The following is a 20,046-nucleotide window of genomic DNA, read 5'->3' as shown; positions in this document are numbered from 1 at the left end:
GGCAATATCCGACAGGATCGGGATCGCCAGGCGCTGCGAACCGGCCGAGGGGCATGCCCGTCAATGACAGGACTTTTGGGCCATCCTTAGGGATCCGCGCAGCCGAAGCGAGCAAAAAGATGAATGGATCACGCCTCAACTCCCAGCCCCGCGGTGAACGGTCTTCGCTCGATGCGCTCAACCGCACCATCGAGGGACTGGAAGCCAGGATCGAGGATCTTCTGAAGGCCTCCGGCCGCGACAAGCGCGCGCTCAATGATCGTCCAGGCGAGGCCGTGGCGCGGCATCAGGATGGCGTGATGCATTCGGCGGCACGCACCATTGTCGATGCCGATACCGTTAACGAAATCCGCCAGAGGCAGCGTGCGCTCGACCTGACCCGCCAGAGAGACAGCCAGAGAGACAGCCAGCGGGAGAGCCAGCGCGCGCCGCAGGCCGCGACCGAAGCCCGGGCGGACACCGGCCTGCCATCGGCCGCCGCATCCCGTGCGCCCGCCTATCGGGCGCCGGTCGCGCAGGATCCGGAGCTGCAGGAAATCGCCCAGGCCTTCACGGCGCTCCGCCGCGAATTGAAGGCCGATATTGCCGGCAGTATCGCACAGGAAATGGCGAGCCTGCGCGGCGAGCTGCGCACAATCAGCGATTTCACCAAGCATACGCGCCTGACCGACGAGCTGCGCGACGAACTGATGCGGCTGGCAGAGGGCGTCGACGGGTTGAGCCAGCGCACGCCGTCGGGCGCCGGCGACATCCGCGCCGAACTCGAAGAGCTGCGCCGCCTCATCGACGGCCTGGCTTCGGCCGACAGCCTGCACCGCATGGAAGCGCGCTGGACCGCGCTGGAAGACCGATTCGAGGATCTTGATGCCGCCGGCATCCAGAAGGAGCTGATCGCCCTCGCCTATCGCATCGATGGCGTGAAGGCCGAGCTTGGCACGATGATCGACAATCCTTCGATCCGCGCCCTGGAGGACAAGATCCTGACGCTTGCCGCCATGGTGGAGGATCTTGGCGCCCGTCCGGCACAGGCCGAGGCCCATTTCGTCGATCATTTCTCCCATCTCGACCAGCGTCTTGACGAAATCAGCCGGGCGGTCGCGGTTGGCGCACGTCCGCGTTTCGAAGCGGAGGAACAGGCAGCCATGGGCCGCCTGGAAGAGCGGCTGGCGCTCTTGACCGACAGCATAGACAGCCTGGCACAGATGCAGGACGCCCAGCGGCTGGAAGAGCGGCTTGAGGATCTTGCCTCGGCCATGCATCAGATGCCGCAGGCCGAACTGACGAGCTATCTCAGCGACCTGTCGCGCAAGATCGATGCGCTCGGCTATGAACAGACCAGCCATGGCCTTGCCGGCCGGCTGGACGATCTCAGCCGTCGGCTGGATGAGCTTGGAAGCCCGGCATCCGGCATAGACCGCCCCGCAGGTTTGGGCTTCGAGCGGATCGAGGAGCGGCTGGACGAGATTGCCGCACGTCTCGACGAGGCGGCCAATGATCCGATCGGCGACAATCAGTCGATCGTCAACCTGGAGCGCCAGATCGCCCACCTTTCCTCGCTTCTCAGCGAGCCGCGCGGGCAGGATGCCGCATCGCTTCCCGGCAATCTCGATCAGCGGATCGCGTCGATCGAAAGCTACATGTCGACCAGCGACGAATATATTCTGGAGGCAGCGCGGCACGCGGCGGAGGCCGTGATCGAAAGCTATGCGCATGGCTCTCCGAAGGGCAGTGCCGGACCCGATACAGCGGCACTGGCCGGCCTGGCGCAGGACCTGCGGCACCTGGAAGACCTGGCGCGTTCGTCGGAAGAGCGCACCCAGGCGACCTTTGACGGGCTGCACCGCACGCTGGTCAAGATCGCCGAGCGGCTGGACCGGATGGAAGGCGGCGGCCTCTCCCGTGCCGGCGATATGCCTCCCGCAGCCGAGCTACGCCCGCCCATGGCTGCTGCCGTGACCGCACAGCCTGTGAAGGAAGAGCGGCCGGTGCTGGCACGCGCAAGCGAGGAACTCCTGTCCGAGACGGCCGCCCGGCCCGATCGCCTGCAGGCGTCCGGCGCCGAAAAAGCGGGCCTTCTGTCGGGCCTGACGAAGCGCTTGCGCCCGAAGGCGAAGGCGGTTGCCGTGCAGCCGGTGCGTGCCGATCTCGAGCCGGCGCCGGCGATCGAGCCGGCCGATGCCGTCTCCGACGAACATGACAATGAACTGCTCGAGCCCGGCTCCGGAATGCCGGATGTGCGCAAGATCCTGGAGCGCGTGCGCGCCAGCCAGATGGCCAATCCTGCCACCGCCAATGCCGATGGCGAGCGGGTCGACTATATCGCGGCGGCAAGACGGGCCGCCAAGGCGGCAGCGCAGGAAAGCGATCCCTCGCAGTCTCTCCTGAAGGATGTGCCGGGCCGCGCCAAGGCCTCCTCGAAAAAGCCGGGTGATGCCCCGGCCGCGGCCGGCCGGCAGGGTATTTTCGGCCGCCATCGCCGCCCGATCCTGATGGCGGTTGGCGCCATTCTTCTCGCCCTGATGGCGATGCCGCTCGTCAACACCCTGACCCGCGGCGAAAGATCCGCCTCGCTTCCCGTCACCACCACGTCGCAGCAAAAGCCGGCCGATAGCCGCGCCGCACCTTCGGCACCGGTGGCGGAGCGGGCGAGCGAGACCCAGGGCGCCGCTTTGGACAGGCAAATCGGCAGCGACCAGACCGCTTCTGCGTTTGCGCCGCCAGCGCAAGATGACGATGTCTCGGCTGCGGCCGAGCCAGCCGGCACACAGCCTCCGGCCGGCGCCGGAGCGCCTGACCAGGCGCTCGCCGGCGAGGCGTCACCAGCGCCGGGTCCTGGCGCGGCACCCGCTGGAGGACAGGCATCCGCCGCGGCCGAGACCGCCGCCGAAGATGCGCCCGCAGTCGATGGCGCGCCCGCAGTCGAGGCCGCGCAGGCTGCGACAGCGGCGACCGCCATTGTGATTCCCGAGACGATCGGCCCGAAATCGCTTGCCGATGCGGCCGCCAAGGGCGATCCGCAGGCCCTGTTCGAGATCGGCGCCCGCTACACCGAGGGCCGCGCCGGTCTTGCCACCGATGCCAAGGAAGCGGCCCGCTGGTACCAGCTGGCAGCCGATCAGGGTTTTGCGCCGGCGCAATACCGCCTGGGCAGCCTCTACGAGAAGGGCACAGGCGTTGCGCGGGATATTGCCAAGGCCATGGATCTCTACCGGCAGGCAGCCGGGGCCGGCAATGCCAGCTCCATGCACAATCTGGCCGTGCTTTACGCGTCGGGCGCGGCGGGAACGGCGGATTTCAAATCGGCCGTCGAATGGTTCGAAAAGGCTGCCGATCACGGCATTACCGACAGCCAGTTCAACCTTGCCATCCTCTACGCCCGCGGCAATGGCACTGCGCAGAACCTGGAGGAATCGTACAAATGGTTCGCCATTGCCGCCCGCAACGGCGACAAGGATGCCGCCCAGAAGCGGGACGAAGTGGCCAATGCCCTGAAGCCCGAGCAGTTGCAGAGCGCCAAGGCCAAGGCCGATACCTGGAAGCCGCAGCCGCTCCAGGACCGCGCCAATGGCGTCAATCTGCCGGATGAATGGGTGGGCAAGGGACAGACGACCGCCAGCATCGACATGGAAAAGGCCGTCCGCAACATCCAGGCCATCCTGAACAAGAAGGGCTATGATGCCGGCCAGCCGGACGGGCGGATGGGCAAGAAGACGGTTGCCGCCATCAAGGCCTTCCAGAAGAAGAACGGCCTGCCGGAAGACGGCACGATTACCGAGCCGATGGTGCGCAAATTGCTTGAAGGCAACGAGACCAAGGGCGCCTGACCCGGAGAAGCGTAAAAACCCCTCGGCGACGCCGCTTTTTAGCGTTGACGTCGGAGGCTGTGCATCGCATGACAAAGGTCTCGGCCACGGCTCTTCGCAAGCCCTGGAGCGTTGGGAAGAAACGGATAATCCCGTCTGCCGGCAATTTTGCCGTGCGGGTCCGACGCGCCAGGACGAAAAGCCGGATCATCGCGCGGTTCCTTGCCGTCGCCTCATGATCCAGGCCGCAGACCGATTTCATGTGCCGCACAGGCTCTCTGCGCCTCTTGCAGTGTGCTGACGGCAAAGCTCCTGCTGATCGTGAGGCGCCCGTGACTGTCTATCTGCCGATTGCAGAGCTATCGGTGAACATATTCATCATTCTCGGCATGGGCGCAGCCGTCGGGTTCCTGTCCGGCATGTTCGGTGTGGGGGGCGGTTTCCTCATCACGCCGCTTCTCATCTTCTACAATATTCCGCCGGTGGTCGCCGTTGCGACCGGTGCCAACCAGGTGGTGGCCTCCTCCGTGTCCGGCGCGATCAGCCATTTCCGGCGCGGCACGCTGGACATGAAGCTCGGCAGCGTGCTGCTGATCGGCGGTCTGGCGGGTGCGACGCTTGGCGTCTGGATCTTTTCCTGGCTCAGACGGCTCGGCCAGCTCGACCTGATCATCTCGCTGCTCTACGTCGCCTTCCTCGGCACGATCGGCAGCCTGATGCTGGCCGAAAGCGTCCGCGCCATGCGGCGGGCGGCCCGCAACCAGCCCCTCCCCCTGAAGCGGCCCGGCCAGCACAATTGGGTGCATCGCCTGCCGCTCAAGATGCGCTTCAAGAAATCGAGGATCTATCTCTCCGCCATACCGGTGGTGGCGCTCGGCTTCGGCATCGGCATCCTGACCTCGGTGATGGGCGTCGGCGGCGGCTTCATCATGGTGCCGGCCATGATCTATCTTTTGCGCATTCCCACGAATGTGGTTGTCGGCACATCGCTGTTCCAGATCATCTTCGTCACCGCCTATACGACCATGGTGCAGGCGGCGACCAACTATTCCGTCGATATCGTGCTGGCCACGATCCTGATGGTAGCCGGCGTCATCGGCGCCCAATACGGCGTGCGCGTCGGCCAGAAACTGCGCGGCGAGCAATTGCGGGCACTGCTGGGCCTGCTGGTCCTCGCCGTCGGCCTGCGCCTTGCCGTCGACCTGGTCCTGGCACCGGCCGACATTTATTCGCTGTCGATCGGGGGGTTCGCGCCGCGATGAGACACCGCCTCGCCTGCCTGATGATCGCCTGGCTGACGGGCACGCTCCTCGCCAGCAGCCTGCCCGCGGCCGGCCAATTGCTCAATCCGGACGTGCCGACCGTGCGCGAGGGACTGGAAATCGGCACATCGACCAGCGAAATCGCCATTACCTCGGATTTTCGCGGAGCCGACCTCACCGTCTTCGGCGCCTTGACCAATGCCGATGAGCTCTTTTTGGCCATCGGCCAATATGATGTCGTCGTGACGCTCGAAGGTCCGCGGGATTCGGCCACCGTGCGCCGCAAGGAACGGGTTTTCGGCATCTGGATGAACACCGCATCGGTCACCTTCGACGGCGTGCCGGAATCCTATTCGGTCGCGAGCACGCGCATCCTGGAGGATATTCAGGGCGAGGCGCTGCTGAACCGGATCGGCGTCGGCATCGATCACCTGGACCTGTCGCCCGTCGATTACGTCGGCGATGCTTTGAATGTCGCCTCCTTCCGCGAGGCCTATCGCCGGCTCAAGCTCTCCAACGGCCTCTACCAGCGCGATCCGGCCGGCGTCCGCTTCGTCAGCCCGAGCCTGTTCAGGGCAACGGTGAAACTGCCCGCCAATGTGCCGGACGGCGTTCACCTCGTCCATGCCTACCTGTTCAAGAGCGGCGAGTTGATCATGCAGAAGGATCTGCCGCTGCGGGTGGTCAAGACCGGCCTGGAACAAGCCATTACCGATGCGGCCAGGGAAAAACCGGTGGCATATGGCCTGTTCTGCGTTCTCATTGCCGTCATGACCGGCTGGGGCGCCAGCATCGTCTTCCGCAAGGGTTAGGCAACAAGGCTGCGCGCGTCGCATGGACCGCGCCAGTCAAGAAAACGCCCCCATTCCGAAAAGCGCACCCGTCCAGAGAAGCGTTCCAGTCCGGATCAGCGTGCCCATCCAGACGAGTGTGCGGTCCGGATCGTTGCGACAATTGCGAAAATCGCCCGGCACTCCTCGCACCGTCTCATGCCTGTCATGGGAGGGCGCTAGTTTTCGCGCAAGCCCGCCGCTTTGGACGGTCGCTTGGCATCTCTCTCGGGATGCGTCTGCCCTGTTCCTGCATTCAGTATCATATTGCTTGCCATCTTTCACCCCAAAGCCCTTTCTCCGCCGAGCCGAACCTACCATGTCGAAACCGCTTTTCTCCCTCACCGGGCTTTTCCTCCTTGCCGCATCCGCTGTCGCGCCCGCCAATGACGGGCTCATCGTCGACAAGCACATCGCCATCATGCGGCACGGCGTGCGGCCACAGACCAACAGCAAGAAGCTCGAAGCCTATCCGCAGACGGCCTGGCCGAAATGGGATGTCGCCGACGGCATGCTGACCGCCCATGGTGCCGCGGCGGCGCGACGCCTTGCCGAGTTCGAAGTCACCATGCTGCGGGAGGAAGGTCTGGTTCCCGCCAGCGGCTGCCCAGCTCCCGGCACTGTCTTCGGTTGGGCCAATGGCGCTGTCCGGCGCACGATCGATACCGGCAACGTGCTCTTGGAGAGCATGTTTCCCGGCTGCGGCCTGTCGGTGGGTCACAACCAGGTCACGGCGGTGGATCCACTCTATGCCGCCTCCGATGTCGCTCTCGGCGCCATTGATCCGGATACCGCCAAAGCCGCGATCCTGGCGGCTGCCGGCGGCGGTTTCGACGCCCTGCAGGCGAAGGCGGCGCCGCTGATGCGGGAACTGGAGGCCATGCTCGGCTGCGAGGGGAAGGACAGCCCCTGCTCTATGACCAACCGGCCCTGGAAGATCAAGGTGCAGCCCGCCGATGCCGACCATCCGGCCGAAGTCTCGGTCAAGGGACCCATTGATGAAGCGGGAACGCTGGTTCAGGTGTTTCTGCTGCAATATGCCAATGGCTTTCCCTTGGACCAGGTGGCGTTCGGTACGGTGAAGGGCGCCGAGGACATTATCCGCCTCTCGGCCCTGCGGCAGATCAAATATGACATCGGCAATCGCGTGCCCTATCTCGCCCGGCGCGACGCGTCCAATTTCCTCAATCAGATCCTGCTCTCGCTTGCAGCCGAGCCGGCCGGCGCCGCCACCGAAGCGGGGGCGGCCAAGGACGGAGCTCGATCCACCAAGGGCAGTGATGACCCGGTCCCAGCAGAGAATGGGCCCGGCAAGGCCCACTTTGCCCTGTTCATGGCCAGTGACACGCAACAGGCGGAGGTGGCTACCATGCTTGGCCTCCACTGGCATATCCCGCCCTATCTGGACGACGAGACGCCACCCACCGGCGCGCTGACTTTCGAGCGCCTTCACAACGAAAAGGGCAAGGCCTATGTCCGGCTCGGCTTCATCGCGCCGACGCTCGACCAGATCCGGGAGGCGAGCGTGCTCGACCGGGCGCATCCGCCGCTGATGGCCCGGATCGACATCACAGGCTGCGAAGCCGAAAGCCAGGACGGCGCCTGCCCTCTCGAGCGTTTCATGACCATCGCCCGGGCGACGCTCGATCCAACCGCCATCGCCCCCCAGCTCTACCATTAGGCATCTACCATCAGGCCCGGCTCAGTTGCTCGATCCAGGTGCCGCGGTTGAGTTTCCGGGTTCAGTTGCGGGGTCCGGTTGCGGGTTAGTTGCCGGGTGCAGGGGTCCGTTCAGTAGACGGGCGCAGGGGTCCGTTAGTGGCCGGGTCCAGGTGGTCCGTTAGTAGCCGGGCTCAGGGCCCGGTTCAGCCGATCAGGCTCGTGAAGCGGACCGAATAGATACGGTCACGGCCAAGCAGATGCGCGATCAGGTCCGGCCGGTTGAACAGGCCCTGCATGGCCTTGTGCTTCAGATCGAGACCGCCGGACAGGACGCCGAAAGCGGGCATGACAAGGCGGGCGCCATCCGTGGCAAAGCAGGGGCGGCGGACATATTTGCCGCGCCGGCAGACAGTGGCGGACGGGTGCAGGTGACCGGCGACCTCTCCCCGACCGGTTCTGAGGCTCGGTTCATGACGGAAGACCAGGCCATCCAGCACGAACTCATCCGCCGAGCGGCCCGGCAGGTCGACCGTTCCGTCGGGATCGTGATTGCCATTGATCCAGATCCAGTCTCGCCCGCGGGACAGCGCGCGGATCTGGTCGCGGAAGATCTCCGGCAGCAGGGCGGAGCCCCGCCGGTCGTGAAAATTATCGCCCAGCGAAATCACCAGCCGCGGATCGTAGCGGAGAATGACGGCGGAGAGCAGATTGAGCGTCGCAAGCGTATCATAAGGCGGCAACATCATGCCGCGCCGCGCGAAGGCCGCACCTTTTTCCAGATGCAGGTCGGAGACCACAAGGCAATCCTGTGCCGGCAGGTAGAGCGCGCCGCGCGGGTCGCAGACCGCCGTCATGCCATTGACGATGATCTCTGCCCCCGCAGCCATTTCTGTCGTCTTTGCGGCGGCGAGCGCCAGTCTGTCTGTCATCATCTCGTCTATATACGAGGATCACGCCTCGCCCATCGCTTCGGCGATCAATTCGTCCGCCGCTTCTTCCAGCACATCATCCTGGGCCTCGCCGGCCACCGGTTCGCGTCCGATTTCCAGCATGACCGGCACGGCCAGCGGCGACACGCGCTCCAGCGCGCGATGCACCACATGCCCCTTGATTCGCGCCAGCATAGCGCCAAGCCGGCCAAGATCCAAAAGTCCGGCTGCGGCATCGCGACGCGTCGCCTCCAGCAGGATGTGATCGGGCTCATGGCTGCGCAAGACGTCGTAAATAAGGTCGGTCGAAACCGTGACCTGCCGACCCGTCTTTTCCTTTCCAGGATGCCGGCGTTCGATGAGGCCGGAGATCACGGCGCAATTGCGGAAGGTCCGCTTCAACATGAAACTCTCGGCCAGCCAGGCCTCCAGGTCATCGCCCAGCATGTCTTCGTCGAAGAGATCGGCAAGCGACAGGCGCCGGCCATCGATCATCTGCCCCATATCGTTCAGCGACCAGATGGCAAGCGCATAATCATTGGCGACGAAGCCGAGCGGTCTTGCACCGGCACGCTCAAGCCGCCGCGTCAGCAGCATGCCGAGCGTCTGATGCGCCAGCCGGCCTTCGAAGCAGTAGGCGACCATGAAGAAGCGATTGCCCCGCGGAAAGGTCTCGATCAGCAATTCGTCGCGGGCCGGCAGCAGGGATCTGTCCTTCTGAATGGCCAGCCAATCCCGCACCTGATCGGGCAGCACATGCCATTTGGACGGATCGGCCAGCATGGCGCGGACCTGATCGGCCAGATAGGTGGAGAGCGGGAACTTGCCCCCGGCATAGGCGGGGATCTTCGGATCCAGAGAAAAGGCATTGGTGACAAGGCATTCATTCTCGCGAATGCCCTCGAAACGCAGCACTTTGCCACTGAACAGGAACGTGTCTCCCGCCACCAGCTGCTCGAGGAAATACTCCTCCACCTTTCCCAGTGACAGGCCGCCACGCCCAACGGCGCCAAGGCGGCCGCGCTTGACCAGCCGGACATTCAATTCCGCCGCCTCGACGATGGTGCCGAGATTCATGCGATATTGCTGGGCAACCTGCGGATTGGCGACCCGCCACCGTCCATCCTTGGTCTTGCGGATCTTGGCGTAGCGCTCATAGGTCCGCAGGGCGTAGCCGCCGGTCGCGACGAAATCCACCACCCGCTCGAAGGTTTCCCAGCTGAGGCCCGCATAGGGCAGAGCGCTTATGATCTCCTCGTAAAAGGCAAGAGGGTCGAAGGGTTCGGCGCAAGCCATTCCAAGAACGTGCTGGGCCAGCACATCCAGCGCGCCTTCGCCCACCGGAGGCGTATCCTGGGCGCCAAGATAATTGGCATCCAGCGCCGCCTGGCATTCCATGACCTCGAAGCGATTGGCCGGCACGAGAATGGCCTTGGACGGTTCATCCATCCGGTGGTTGGAGCGGCCGATCCTCTGGGCAAGGCGCGAGGCGCCCTTCGGAGCACCGACATGGACCACCAGATCGACATCCCCCCAGTCCAGGCCCATATCGAGCGTGGAGGTTGCCACGACGGCGCGCAGCCTGTTGGCGTTCATCGCTGCCTCCACCCTGCGACGCTGGTTCACATCCAGCGAGCCGTGATGCAGGGCGATGGGCAGATTATCCTCATTGATCGTCCAGAGTTCCTGGAACAGCAATTCCGCCTGGAAGCGGGTATTGACGAAAATCAATGTCGTCTTGTGCTTGCGGATCTCGTCATAGACAGCCGGAATGGCATAGGTGGCGACATGGCCGGACCAGGGGATGCGCTCCTCGCTGGTCATGATGGTGATATCGGGCGCCGCGCCGCCTGCCACATGCACGAGGCCGGCGGGCTCGGCCGGCGCCTCGCCCTGCGCCACGAGCCAACGCTGGAGATCGAGCGGCTCCGAAACGGTGGCGGAGAGACCGATGGTGCGCAGGCTCGGCGCGTGCTGGCGCAGACGTGCAAGCCCAAGCGACAGGAGATGTCCCCGCTTCGAGGTGACGAGCGAATGCAGTTCGTCCAAAATCACGTAGCGAAGGTCCTTGAAGAAGCGCTCCGCCTCGCCATTGGCCAAAAGCAGGGCCAGTTGCTCCGGCGTTGTCAGCAGAATATCCGGCGGGTTGAGCTTCTGCCTTTGCCGCTTGGCCTGCGGCGTATCGCCGGTGCGGTTCTCGATCGAGACGGGCAGGCCCATTTCGGCCACGGGCTTTGTGAGATTGCGCTCGATATCGACGGCAAGCGCCTTCAAAGGGGAAATGTAAAGCGTATGCACACCGGTGAAGGGCGCTCCCGGCGGCAGCCTGCCGCGGCGTGTCAGATCGGTCAGCGTCGGCAGGAAGCCGGCCAGCGTCTTACCGGCCCCGGTAGGCGCAATCAGCAGCATGCTTTCGCCGGCATTTGCCCGCGTCAGAAGTTCAAGCTGATGTGCACGCGGCTGCCATCCCTTTTCCGCGAACCATTTGACGAATGGCTGCGGCAAGAGATCCTGCACGGGGTTGGGCGCATCGGCGATCTTCGTATCCACGGGGCAGAAGGTAATGGCTTGCGGCGGAAAAAGAAGGGGCCTTGGCCAGGCGGCGATCCCTTGCTGAGGTCAGCGCACGATATAACGGTCCGTGCGGTGATTGATGGCCAGAGTCAGGTTCAGCGTCAGCGCCGCAAGGATCGAGCACAGAATGACGAAGGGTGTTGCAACGAACAGCGAAATGGCGAGCACGACGCCATCGAGCGCCAATTGCACGAAGCCCGCGCGCCAGTTGAGCTTGTCCTGCAGGTAAAGCGCCAATATGCCGAAGCCGCCAAGGCTGGCGCGATGACGGAAAAGCGCCAGCATGCCCGTGCCGATCAACAGGCCGCCGAACAGTGCCGCAATGACCGGATGAATGGCGCCGATGGGAATGAGGCCCGGAAGGATCTCGGTCAGGAAGGATGTCAGGGCGACGGCGGCAAAGGTCTTCAGCGTGAAGGCAAGGCCAAGCCTGCGATAGGCCAGCCAATAGAATGGCAGGTTCAGCAGGAAGAAGACCAGGCCGAAGCTCAGCCCGGTGGAATAGCGCAGCAGAAAGCCGAGACCGGCCGTCCCGCCGATCAGAAGGTGAGCCGATGCCAGCAGAGTGACGCCAAGCGCTGCCAGCATGCTGCCGGCCAGCACGCCCTGGATATCCTCGATCAGCGAATGGCGGTGCGAGGAGGAGGACCATAGTCCCAGCGGCAGGCGGCTTGTCTTCACATCGGCCATCAGCGCACCACGATGTAACGGTCCGAACGATGATTGATCGCCAGGAACAGGTTGAGAATGACCGCCCCCAGGATCGACCAGGCAACGACCACCGGATCGAGCAAGAGGAAGGCGCACAGCATGACGCAACTATCGAAGGCCAGCTGTATCAATCCCGCCTGAATGCCGAACCGCTCCTGGATATAGATCGCCAGAATGCCGATCCCGCCCAGGCTCGCCCGGTGCCGATAGAGTGCCAAGAGACCATAGCCCAGGAGCAGCCCTCCCATCAATGCGCCCCAGAAGGGATGCAGGTAATCGATCACCAGATATCGATGCTCCACTTCCGTTCCGATGGAGACAAGGCCGATGGCCAGGAATGTCTTCGCCGAAAAGGCAAGGCCGAGCCTTCGGAAGGACAGGTAATAAAAGGGCAGGTTGACGAGGAAGAACAGCAGGCCGAAGGGGATCTTCCACGCGTAATGGATGAGAAATGCGACGCCGGCCGTACCGCCCGTCAGCAGCCCGACGCGACCGAGCAGATAAAAGCCTAAGGCTGAGACAAGCGCGCCCGTCAGGATGCCCTGACCATCCTCCATCACCGTATGGTGGGAGGGGTCGACGCTATAGAAGCCCAGCGATTTGGATTGCGCCATCGGTCTCGTCCCTCTGCTGCGGATGCCCTATTGTGCACTGCGGGAGCGACAAAAGCAAGATAAGACAGTAAGGCTGACCCATTAACCCGCAGCGGTCTTCCGCTTCCGGGCAAGGAACAGGATGCCTTGGACATTGCGGCCGGCATCCATGCGGATATCCGTTTCCAGGAAATCAAGAAGATCGAAGCCGGCATTGGCCAGAAGGTCGAGAACATATGATTTCGAATGGGCATAGCGCAGGGAAGGCTGCAGGACGAAGCTTTCGGCGCTCTCGCTTTGGGCATTCTCGCGCGCATCCTCGATGGAAAAGGCAAACAAGCCTTGGGGCTTCAAAAGCTCGGCGGCCAGGGCGAAGGTGACGTCCAGATTGCCAAGATACATCAGGACATCGGCGGCAGAAACGAGATCCGCCCGCTCTGCGCCGCGCTCCGCCGACAGGATCTGCAGGGTCGCAGAGGGATCCGCCAGGTCGGCCTGGCCGAGAACGGCATAAATGCCTTTCTCCTGCGCCTTCGCCAGCATGTTGGCCGAGAGATCGTACCCTTCGAGACGGCGGCTGCAATGCGCCACCTGCGCCCCGAAGAGCCCGGTGCCACAGCCAAGATCCACCGTCAGATCGAAGGGTGCATGGCTCGCCACCATGGCGAACAGCTTTTCGGGAACGCTATAGTTCAGCTTCTCCATCAGCGCCGTCTCGAAACGGTCCGCATAATCATCGAACAGGCCTTCGACATAGGCGGTCGGCGGTGTTTCCGGCATCGGGCCCGCCCCCAGCACGGCAAGCTTCAATTCAGCGCCGAAAATGCCTGTTTCGTCCAGCCGCGCGACCCTTTCAAAGGCGGCGATTGCCTTGCCCCGCATTTCAGGATGTGTGTCTGCCGCCTTTTCGCAATACTCGCCGAGCAGAAACCAGCCCGCCGCCCACAGCGGCGCGCGTTCCAGGGCCTGTTCGAGCAGATCGACGGCGGCCGGGGCGTCTCCCGCCTCCTGCAGCATGCGGGCATAATCGGCACGGCGGTCGGCGATCACATCGCCGGACGAGAACTGGATGGGTGTCATGGACTTTGACGCGTTGAGGCTGCGCGCTTCTGAACGAAGCCATAAAAAAACACAAGTTCTATCGCAAGCGGCACCGCAGAATGCTTGTGACTGTGGTTCTGCGATCCTATGTCTCGGATGATTGGCCGAAGAAACGGCGATTGGAATGAGGAAAGATATGACATGTCGAACCAGATGAACAGGCTTCTCGGCGATACGCCCGGGCGCACCATCGTCAAGCTGCTCGTCGTGTCGCTGATCGTCGGCTTTGTCATGGCCGTCTTCGATCTGCGTCCCTTCGACATTTTCTACGGTCTGCGGGACTTCATCCTCGATCTGTGGCATCGCGGCTTCGACGCACTCGGTGCCGTCGGCGATTATCTCCTGGCGGGCGCCATCATCGTCATTCCCGCCTTTATCCTGCTAAGGCTGTTCAGTTTTCGACGCTCATGATCAACCATACCCTTTATGCCCGCCGCGGTTTCCTGATCCTTGCCGGCGGCGCTGTTGCAGGCCTGGCCGGCTGCTCGACGTTTCGGGGCTCCGTCTCCGTCGATGGCGCGACCGATGACACAAGAGCCGCCCTGCCGTTGGTGAATGCCTTGCGCGCCAAGAACTCGCTCGGCCCCCTCTCGCCCTCGGGACCGACGGGCCGGGGCGCTGCCGAACAGGCGGTGCGGATGGCGCGGGCCGATCAGATGACGCATCTGATCGGGCTCGGCGATGATTTCGGTTCGCGCATGAAACGCAGCAGCGTGCCCCTGCCGGCGGCGGAAAACATTGCAAGCGGGCAGCAGGATGTCCAGGGTGCCGTGCAGGCCTGGATCGATTCCAAGAAGCATCTGGAGAATATGCTGGGATCCTACACCCATGTCGGCGTCGCCGTGGCACGCTCCCCGTCGACCAAGCGTCCCTATTGGGCCATGGTCCTCTCCGCCTGAGCCGAGGACAAGGCCGAGGCCGAATAATGGCTCCGGTGGATTGACAAGACCGCCTTCCGCGCGAATGAAAATCCTCGCCGCATACAGCGGCCGGCCTCCCGCATTCTGCAGGGGGCCCGGTTTGTCGCGTCCAGCCGAGGATAATGCCCGTGACCAGTCCGGATCTTCGCAGCGACCCGCCCGGCTTTGAGGTCACGCATCGCCTGGTCCTTTCCATCGCCATTCCGATGACCATGGGTTATTTGACGACCCCGCTTCTCGGACTGACCGATACCGCGGTGGTCGGGCAATTGGGCGATCCGGCCGCGCTTGCCGGGCTTGCCATCGGTGCCATTCTGTTCGACCTCCTCTATGGCAGCCTCAGCTTTCTCAGAACGGCGACAACCGGACTTGTGGCGCAGGCATTCGGCCGGAACGATCCGCGGGAGCAGCAGGCAGTCTTCCAGCGCGCCCTGCTGGGGTCCGTGGGACTTGGCGCGGCCATGCTCCTGCTCGCGCCCCTGATCTGGCTCTACGCCCCCGGCCTGATGGCGCAGGATCCTGCCGTGATCGCCGCTACCCGCAGCTATTTTGCCGTTCGGGTTCTCACCAGCCCGGCAACCTTCGTCAATTTCGCCGTACTCGGCTATGTGCTCGGCCGCGGCCAGGGCGTTCTCGGGCTGAAGCTGCAAATCCTGCTGAACGGCACCAATATCGTTCTAACCCTGGTCTTCGGCCTTTATCTCGGCCTGGGGATCACCGGCGTGGCGCTCGGCACCGCCTGCGCGGAACTCCTCGCCATGATTGTCGGCCTCATCCTCGTCTTCGGCCAATTCGAGGCCGCCGACCGACCCAGCCGGGCGGAGGTCTTCGACCGCGCGAAGCTGTCGGCGCTTTTCCGGCTCAACGGCGATATCCTGGTCCGCACGCTCGTGCTGAATGCCGCCTTCGCCCTGATGACCCGCATCGGCTCGGCCCAGGGTGCCGTCGTCCTGGCGGCCAATGCCGTTCTCATGAACATTTTTCTGCTCTCGTCCTTCTTCCTCGACGGGCTGGCCGGCGCGTCCGAGCAATTGGCAGGGCGTTCCGTGGGCGCGAGGGACCGATCCGCCTTCCGGCGCGCGCTGCGTCTGACGGGCGGCTGGTCCATCGGCATGGGACTCGTGCTGATGTGCGTCTTCCTGATCATCGGCGCTCCGCTGATTTCGCTGCTCAGCACTTCCGGCGATGTGCGCCAGACCGCGCAGATCTACCTGCCATTGGCGGCCCTGACCGGAGCAACCGGGGCGCTCGCCTTTCACATGGATGGCATTTTCATCGGTGCGACATGGTCGCGCGATATGCGCAACATGATGCTGGCATCGCTGATCGTCTACGCCGCCTGCCTGGCCATCGCCGTGCCGGCTTTGTCGAATACCGGGCTCTGGATCGCCCTCAACCTGTTCCTGCTGGCGCGCGGCTTGTTGCTCGCCCTGCTTCTGCCCCGCAAATTGCGCGAGACGTTTCCCTGAGGCCAAGACGCCGCCGGTCTGGCAGGCAGCCGGACCCTTCGCGGGCAAAAGCGGCCGCCGCCTTTCTCATTCACGCCGCGTCAGATCCCGGGTGGCAGGATCCAGATGGCTGCGCGCAGCACTAGGACGGCAAGAAGCAGCGCGGCGATGGTTGCAACCGGCGTGACGCCGGCAAGATTGGCCTTCGGCAGTGGCACATGGATCTGCATTGCGTGGCACCCCCATCGTGTTGAACCGGGACGCGGATGACTCCCGTCCCGTTGTTACACTATGAAATATAGAGTGATGAGTGTGGACAAAAGGTCAAGGATTCTGGCCACATTTGCGTGACTGGGAGAAATTTTCGCGACCGGTGACCGGAAAGCGCGGCCCCTGAAGCCCACGCCACCTTAATGCTCATGCTCATGCTCATGCTCATGCTCATGCTCATGCGTCGCGATCTCGCTCGCAAATTATCAGATTTCTGAAAGGACCGTTATAAAGTCTCTGCCGCCCATTTCTCCACATCACTATCGCGCAGTGACGCCAAAGAGGGCGCCTGGAGCCGATCGAGTGCCATCGAGAGGCCGCGACGGATATCTGCCGCGATCGTCGGGCCGTGATAGACCATGCCGGAATAGAGTTGCACCAGATCGGCACCGGCGCGGATCTTGTCCAGCGCCGTCTCGGCAGAACTCACCCCGCCCACGCCGATGATCGGCATATGTGGTCCGAGCCGCTTGCGCATGCGTGCCAGAACCGCAGTGGACCGGCGAAAGAGCGGAGCACCGGACAATCCGCCTGCCTCCTGCGCCTGACCCTTATCCTTCAGACCTTCGCGGGAGAGCGTCGTGTTGGAGATGATGAGGCCATCCAGCGCATGGGCCAGCACTTCCTCGGCAATATCGTCCATGCCTTCCTCGGTCAGATCCGGCGCGATCTTGAGGAAGACCGGGACGAGGCGGCCGGAACGTTCATGATGCTCCTCGCGTGCCGCCAGAACCGCCTTCAGCAGGGCGGACAGGCTCTCGCGCGCCTGCAGATCGCGAAGGCCGGGCGTGTTGGGGGACGAAATATTGACGGTGAAATAGTGAGCGAGATCGTAGAACCGGTGAATGCCGGACACGTAATCGGCAATCCGGTCTTCGGCATCCTTGTTGGCGCCGATATTGACGCCCAGGAGCCCCGAGGAGTGAAGGCCACCGCCTGCCTTCAGGGCGGACAAGCGGGCAAAGGCGGCATCATGCCCTTCATTGTTGAAACCGAGGCGATTGATCACGCCGCGATCGGCCACCAGACGAAACATCCGCGGTTTCGGATTGCCCGCCTGCGCCCGTGGCGTCAGCGTGCCGACCTCTGTGAAGCCGAAGCCCAGCCGCAGGATGGCTTGCGGCACTTCGGCATTCTTGTCGTAGCCGGCGGCCAGTCCGATCGGATTGGGAAAATCCAGGCCGGCGAGCCTGACCGCAAGCCGCGGATCGGCCCGCATCGAACAGGGCGGAACGAGGCCCGTTTTCAAGCCGGCGACGGAGGCCCCATGGGCGGCTTCCGGATCGAGCAGGAACAGCGCCCGGCGGGCAAAATCATAGATCGGCATCAATCAAGCTCCGGAAAGACATGCTGGCCATCGGCTCCGAGCGGCAACGGCTTTTCCCACAGGACCGCCGAAAGCGGCAGTGGCGCGAAGAGATGCGGAAACAGATCGCCGCCGCGAGAGACTTCGAACCGAAGGGCATCGCCCAGGCGCTCCTGCGCAACCGCCACCAGAAGCAGGCCATCCTGGCCGGCGAAGTGACGTCTGGCGGTCTCGGCAAGCTGGGCCGCGGTGGAGAAATGAATGAAGCCGTCGCTGACATCCACCGGCGCACCGTAGAAAATGCCGGCCTGCCGCGCCGGCTGCCATAAATCCTCCGGGACGATCTTATAAAGGACTATACTCATCGGCGGCATCCGTCTTCATGCTCTGTCCAGCAGGCTTTGCCGCAAAGCGGGTGGATTGTCCATGCCGCGCCCCTCAACGACAGGGCTGAATTCACCTAGAGATCCGGAGGACAAGCGCATGAACCTAGGAATTTATCCAGCCATACTGGCCCTTCTGCTGGCGGGCACGGCAGCGGCCCAGTCTCCCGGCGGCGATGCGGCATCCCCCTCCGACCGCGATGGCAACCGCTATCATCTGGAGAAAACGGAGAGCGGCTTCATCCGGCTCGACCAGAAAACCGGCGCCATCACCTATTGCAAGGAGGAACGCGGCAATCTCGTCTGCCGCATGACGGCGGACGAGCGCACGGCCTTCGAACAGGAACTCGACGGGCTGGAACGCCGCGTCGAGGCTCTGGAGCAGAGATTGGCCGCCGGAGCCAAGGGAAACCTTCCCAGCGAGGAGGAGATCGAGCAATCCCTGTCGATCATGGAGCGCTTCATGCGCCGCTTCATGGGACTGATCGAGGAGTTCCGCTCGCAGGAAGAGCTTAGTCCTGATCGGCTTTAACCGGTTCACCCGGAAAACTTCATCTTGTTTGAAAAGCCCGGCGGTATTATTAGTGGTATCGGCAGGGAAGCGGACTATGCTCTTGGGAGGGGGCGTGGACATGCATTCAATCAAGATCATCATCGCAGACGACCATCCGCTCTTTCGAGGCGCACTGCGCCAGATCTTGGGCGATATTGCCGGACATGCGGACATTGTCGAAGCTGGCACATTCGAAGCTGCGCAGGCGGCGGCGAGCGAGCATCCGGATGCCGACCTGATGCTTCTCGACCTGTCGATGCCGGGCGTCAGCGGATTTTCCGGGCTGATGTCCATGCGCACCACCTTTCCGCACCTGCCTATCACCATCGTATCCGCCACCGATGACGGAGCCACGGTGCGGCGCGTGCTGGAGCTTGGCGCCTCCGGCTTCATTTCCAAATCCGCCGGTCTGGACGAAATCCGCCAGGCGATCGAAACGGTGCTTGAGGGCGGCATTTGGACCCCGCACGGTGTGGAGCACGACATAGAGGAAGATCCCGCCGTCACCGAATTGATGGAGCGGCTGAAGACGCTGACACCGCAGCAGAGCCGGGTTCTCTCCATGCTGGCGGAGGGCCTGCTCAACAAGCAGATCGCCTATGAGCTTGGCGTGTCGGAAGCCACCATCAAGGCGCATGTGTCGGCCATTCTGCTGAAGCTCAACGTCGACAGCCGAACCCAGGCGGTCATCAAGCTCGGCAAGATCAACATGGCTCTGGTGGCTTGATCGGCTCAAAAGGATTTTATTCCTTTTTCTGCTTTACTCGACCTGTTCCTTCGATTAATGTGGCTGACAGGTGGCGGCGAAGGGTTTTCGCCGTCTGAAACCAGAGTTCGGAGCCGCCTTTGTCTGTATCTGAAGATGCGGCGCGTAACCCCGTACCGGCTCGACGTTCCAATCTTGACGCCGGCCAACTGCCGGAGAGCGAGCCGACAATGCTGTCGCATGAGACGATCTGGAAAGCCATCGACACCCTGGCCGAGCGGCACCATCTGACCGCCTCGGGGCTGGCGCGGCGCGCCGGGCTGGACCCGACATCTTTCAACAAGTCCAAGCGGCAGGGTCCGGACGGACGCATGCGCTGGCCATCGACCGAGTCGATCTCCAAGGTGCTGGACGCCACGGGAGCCACGATCGAGCAATTCCTGTCTTATCTGCCGCAGGCAAAGCTCAAGGACGAGCTGGCGAAGAATGACCTGCCGGATGGAGCCTTCCCGCCGCAGGCCGGCTCCATTCCCCTTCTGGGCTTTGCCCAGGCCGGTGCCGGCGGCTTCTTCGACGACGGCGGCTTCCCTGCCGGCCAGGGATGGGATGTGGTGGATTTTCCCGTTGCCGCGTCGCGCCGGCCTGGCGTCTATGCCCTGGAAGTGCAGGGCGATTCCATGATGCCTCTGTATCGCGACGGCGACCGGCTGATCGTCGAGCCTGGTGCACAGGTGCGCCGGGGCGATCGGGTGGTGGTCAAGACGCGGGAGGGCGAGGTCATGGCCAAGGTGCTGGTGCGCCAAAGCGCCCGCACCATCGAACTCATGTCATTGAACCCGCAACACCCCAATCGCAGCTTCGATACCACCGATATCGAATGGGTAGCGCGGATCATCTGGGCCAGCCAGTAAGAGGGGCTGACAGCATCGGGCGACAAAGCGGAATCGGCTATGTCGCAGAGCCGATGCGTCACGCAAAGCCGCCAGGCCCAACGC

General features: G+C 63.5%; 18 protein-coding genes. 10 read left to right on the top strand and 8 right to left on the bottom strand.

Annotated features, from left to right (window positions below):
- Positions 1 to 119: 119 nt before the first annotated feature.
- The 4 genes from QTJ18_RS24140 to QTJ18_RS24125 all read left to right on the top strand — a co-directional run bounded on the left by QTJ18_RS24140 (position 120) and on the right by QTJ18_RS24125 (position 7,576).
- A complete protein-coding gene (locus tag QTJ18_RS24140) occupies positions 120 to 3,824 on the top strand; it encodes a peptidoglycan-binding protein (protein WP_252753710.1) in 3,705 nt (1,234 codons plus the stop codon).
- Positions 3,825 to 4,135: 311 nt separating this feature from the next.
- Positions 4,136 to 5,065, top strand: a complete 930-nt coding sequence (locus QTJ18_RS24135; protein ID WP_252753709.1) for a sulfite exporter TauE/SafE family protein — start codon at positions 4,136 to 4,138, stop codon at positions 5,063 to 5,065.
- Entirely contained in the window at positions 5,062 to 5,877 is an 816-nt protein-coding gene (locus QTJ18_RS24130) for a TIGR02186 family protein (RefSeq protein ID WP_252753708.1), read from the top strand. Before QTJ18_RS24135 ends, QTJ18_RS24130 begins: the two co-directional genes overlap by 4 nt.
- Positions 5,878 to 6,214: 337 nt before the next feature.
- Positions 6,215 to 7,576 (top strand): histidine-type phosphatase, encoded by a 1,362-nt coding sequence (locus QTJ18_RS24125; RefSeq protein WP_252753707.1) that lies wholly within the window; start codon positions 6,215 to 6,217, stop codon positions 7,574 to 7,576.
- A gap of 184 nt (positions 7,577 to 7,760) precedes the next feature.
- Here the strand turns inward: QTJ18_RS24125 and pdeM are convergent, their stop codons facing one another.
- The 5 genes from pdeM to QTJ18_RS24100 form a co-directional block, all read right to left on the bottom strand.
- A complete protein-coding gene (gene pdeM / locus QTJ18_RS24120) occupies positions 7,761 to 8,486 on the bottom strand; it encodes a ligase-associated DNA damage response endonuclease PdeM (RefSeq protein WP_252753944.1) in 726 nt (241 codons plus the stop codon).
- A 21-nt stretch (positions 8,487 to 8,507) separates the two neighbouring features.
- Complete coding sequence (locus QTJ18_RS24115) at positions 8,508 to 11,024, bottom strand: ligase-associated DNA damage response DEXH box helicase (protein ID WP_252753943.1); 2,517 nt, start codon at positions 11,022 to 11,024, stop codon at positions 8,508 to 8,510.
- 81 nt (positions 11,025 to 11,105) lie between these two features.
- Positions 11,106 to 11,750, bottom strand: a complete 645-nt coding sequence (locus tag QTJ18_RS24110) for a YitT family protein (RefSeq protein WP_252753706.1) — start codon at positions 11,748 to 11,750, stop codon at positions 11,106 to 11,108.
- The gene (locus tag QTJ18_RS24105; RefSeq protein WP_252753705.1) at positions 11,750 to 12,385 is read right to left on the bottom strand and encodes a YitT family protein; all 636 of its coding nucleotides are present in this window, start codon (positions 12,383 to 12,385) and stop codon (positions 11,750 to 11,752) included. Before QTJ18_RS24105 ends, QTJ18_RS24110 begins: the two co-directional genes overlap by 1 nt.
- Before the next feature lie 81 nt (positions 12,386 to 12,466).
- Complete coding sequence (locus tag QTJ18_RS24100; protein WP_252753704.1) at positions 12,467 to 13,444, bottom strand: methyltransferase; 978 nt, start codon at positions 13,442 to 13,444, stop codon at positions 12,467 to 12,469.
- Positions 13,445 to 13,606: 162 nt separating this feature from the next.
- Between QTJ18_RS24100 and QTJ18_RS24095 the strand changes: the two genes are divergently transcribed.
- The 3 genes from QTJ18_RS24095 to QTJ18_RS24085 all read left to right on the top strand — a co-directional run bounded on the left by QTJ18_RS24095 (position 13,607) and on the right by QTJ18_RS24085 (position 15,854).
- On the top strand, positions 13,607 to 13,876 hold the full coding sequence (locus tag QTJ18_RS24095; protein ID WP_252753703.1) for a DUF6460 domain-containing protein: 270 nt from the start codon (positions 13,607 to 13,609) through the stop codon (positions 13,874 to 13,876).
- The gene (locus tag QTJ18_RS24090; protein WP_252753702.1) at positions 13,873 to 14,364 is read left to right on the top strand and encodes a CAP domain-containing protein; all 492 of its coding nucleotides are present in this window, start codon (positions 13,873 to 13,875) and stop codon (positions 14,362 to 14,364) included. The genes QTJ18_RS24095 and QTJ18_RS24090 overlap by 4 nt, the downstream gene beginning before the upstream one ends.
- 227 nt (positions 14,365 to 14,591) lie before the next feature.
- Entirely contained in the window at positions 14,592 to 15,854 is a 1,263-nt protein-coding gene (locus tag QTJ18_RS24085; protein WP_252753942.1) for an MATE family efflux transporter, read from the top strand.
- Positions 15,855 to 15,934: 80 nt separating this feature from the next.
- On the opposite strand, the gene QTJ18_RS24080 is transcribed toward QTJ18_RS24085, so the two are convergent.
- The 3 genes from QTJ18_RS24080 to QTJ18_RS24070 all read right to left on the bottom strand — a co-directional run bounded on the left by QTJ18_RS24080 (position 15,935) and on the right by QTJ18_RS24070 (position 17,774).
- On the bottom strand, positions 15,935 to 16,063 hold the full coding sequence (locus tag QTJ18_RS24080; protein WP_289852123.1) for a hypothetical protein: 129 nt from the start codon (positions 16,061 to 16,063) through the stop codon (positions 15,935 to 15,937).
- Between the two features lie 266 nt (positions 16,064 to 16,329).
- Positions 16,330 to 17,430, bottom strand: coding sequence for a quinone-dependent dihydroorotate dehydrogenase (locus tag QTJ18_RS24075; RefSeq protein WP_252753701.1), 1,101 nt, complete (start codon positions 17,428 to 17,430; stop codon positions 16,330 to 16,332).
- Positions 17,430 to 17,774, bottom strand: coding sequence for a DUF952 domain-containing protein (locus tag QTJ18_RS24070; RefSeq protein ID WP_252753700.1), 345 nt, complete (start codon positions 17,772 to 17,774; stop codon positions 17,430 to 17,432). The genes QTJ18_RS24075 and QTJ18_RS24070 overlap by 1 nt, the downstream gene beginning before the upstream one ends.
- Before the next feature lie 118 nt (positions 17,775 to 17,892).
- On the opposite strand from QTJ18_RS24070, the gene QTJ18_RS24065 reads away from it, so the two are divergent.
- The 3 genes from QTJ18_RS24065 (at position 17,893) to QTJ18_RS24055 (ending at position 19,962) form a co-directional block, all read left to right on the top strand.
- Positions 17,893 to 18,324 (top strand): hypothetical protein, encoded by a 432-nt coding sequence (locus tag QTJ18_RS24065; protein ID WP_252753699.1) that lies wholly within the window; start codon positions 17,893 to 17,895, stop codon positions 18,322 to 18,324.
- A gap of 100 nt (positions 18,325 to 18,424) precedes the next feature.
- Positions 18,425 to 19,072, top strand: a complete 648-nt coding sequence (locus QTJ18_RS24060; RefSeq protein ID WP_252753698.1) for a response regulator transcription factor — start codon at positions 18,425 to 18,427, stop codon at positions 19,070 to 19,072.
- Between the two features lie 209 nt (positions 19,073 to 19,281).
- Positions 19,282 to 19,962 (top strand): helix-turn-helix transcriptional regulator, encoded by a 681-nt coding sequence (locus QTJ18_RS24055; RefSeq protein WP_252753941.1) that lies wholly within the window; start codon positions 19,282 to 19,284, stop codon positions 19,960 to 19,962.
- Positions 19,963 to 20,046: the final 84 nt, after the last annotated feature.

The sequence above is a fragment of the Rhizobium sp. SSA_523 genome (genome assembly GCF_030435705.1).
Classification (GTDB): domain Bacteria; phylum Pseudomonadota; class Alphaproteobacteria; order Rhizobiales; family Rhizobiaceae; genus Neorhizobium.
Note: the sequence above shows the minus strand (reverse complement) of the source record. Positions and strands in the feature narration are given on the sequence as shown.

What these genes read in the sequence shown, in the direction of transcription:
- QTJ18_RS24075 (WP_252753701.1), bottom strand. Translation starts at nt 17,430, where the DNA reads ATGCCGATCTATGATTTTGCCCGCCGGGCGCTGTTCCTGCTCGATCCG.
- QTJ18_RS24140 (WP_252753710.1), top strand. Translation starts at nt 120, where the DNA reads ATGAATGGATCACGCCTCAACTCCCAGCCCCGCGGTGAACGGTCTTCG.
- QTJ18_RS24070 (WP_252753700.1), bottom strand. Translation starts at nt 17,774, where the DNA reads ATGAGTATAGTCCTTTATAAGATCGTCCCGGAGGATTTATGGCAGCCG.
- QTJ18_RS24110 (WP_252753706.1), bottom strand. Translation starts at nt 11,750, where the DNA reads ATGGCCGATGTGAAGACAAGCCGCCTGCCGCTGGGACTATGGTCCTCC.
- QTJ18_RS24095 (WP_252753703.1), top strand. Translation starts at nt 13,607, where the DNA reads ATGTCGAACCAGATGAACAGGCTTCTCGGCGATACGCCCGGGCGCACC.
- QTJ18_RS24060 (WP_252753698.1), top strand. Translation starts at nt 18,425, where the DNA reads ATGCATTCAATCAAGATCATCATCGCAGACGACCATCCGCTCTTTCGA.
- QTJ18_RS24130 (WP_252753708.1), top strand. Translation starts at nt 5,062, where the DNA reads ATGAGACACCGCCTCGCCTGCCTGATGATCGCCTGGCTGACGGGCACG.
- QTJ18_RS24080 (WP_289852123.1), bottom strand. Translation starts at nt 16,063, where the DNA reads ATGCAGATCCATGTGCCACTGCCGAAGGCCAATCTTGCCGGCGTCACG.
- QTJ18_RS24125 (WP_252753707.1), top strand. Translation starts at nt 6,215, where the DNA reads ATGTCGAAACCGCTTTTCTCCCTCACCGGGCTTTTCCTCCTTGCCGCA.
- QTJ18_RS24090 (WP_252753702.1), top strand. Translation starts at nt 13,873, where the DNA reads ATGATCAACCATACCCTTTATGCCCGCCGCGGTTTCCTGATCCTTGCC.
- QTJ18_RS24055 (WP_252753941.1), top strand. Translation starts at nt 19,282, where the DNA reads ATGCTGTCGCATGAGACGATCTGGAAAGCCATCGACACCCTGGCCGAG.
- QTJ18_RS24105 (WP_252753705.1), bottom strand. Translation starts at nt 12,385, where the DNA reads ATGGCGCAATCCAAATCGCTGGGCTTCTATAGCGTCGACCCCTCCCAC.
- pdeM (WP_252753944.1), bottom strand. Translation starts at nt 8,486, where the DNA reads ATGACAGACAGACTGGCGCTCGCCGCCGCAAAGACGACAGAAATGGCT.
- QTJ18_RS24100 (WP_252753704.1), bottom strand. Translation starts at nt 13,444, where the DNA reads ATGACACCCATCCAGTTCTCGTCCGGCGATGTGATCGCCGACCGCCGT.
- QTJ18_RS24065 (WP_252753699.1), top strand. Translation starts at nt 17,893, where the DNA reads ATGAACCTAGGAATTTATCCAGCCATACTGGCCCTTCTGCTGGCGGGC.
- QTJ18_RS24085 (WP_252753942.1), top strand. Translation starts at nt 14,592, where the DNA reads ATGACCATGGGTTATTTGACGACCCCGCTTCTCGGACTGACCGATACC.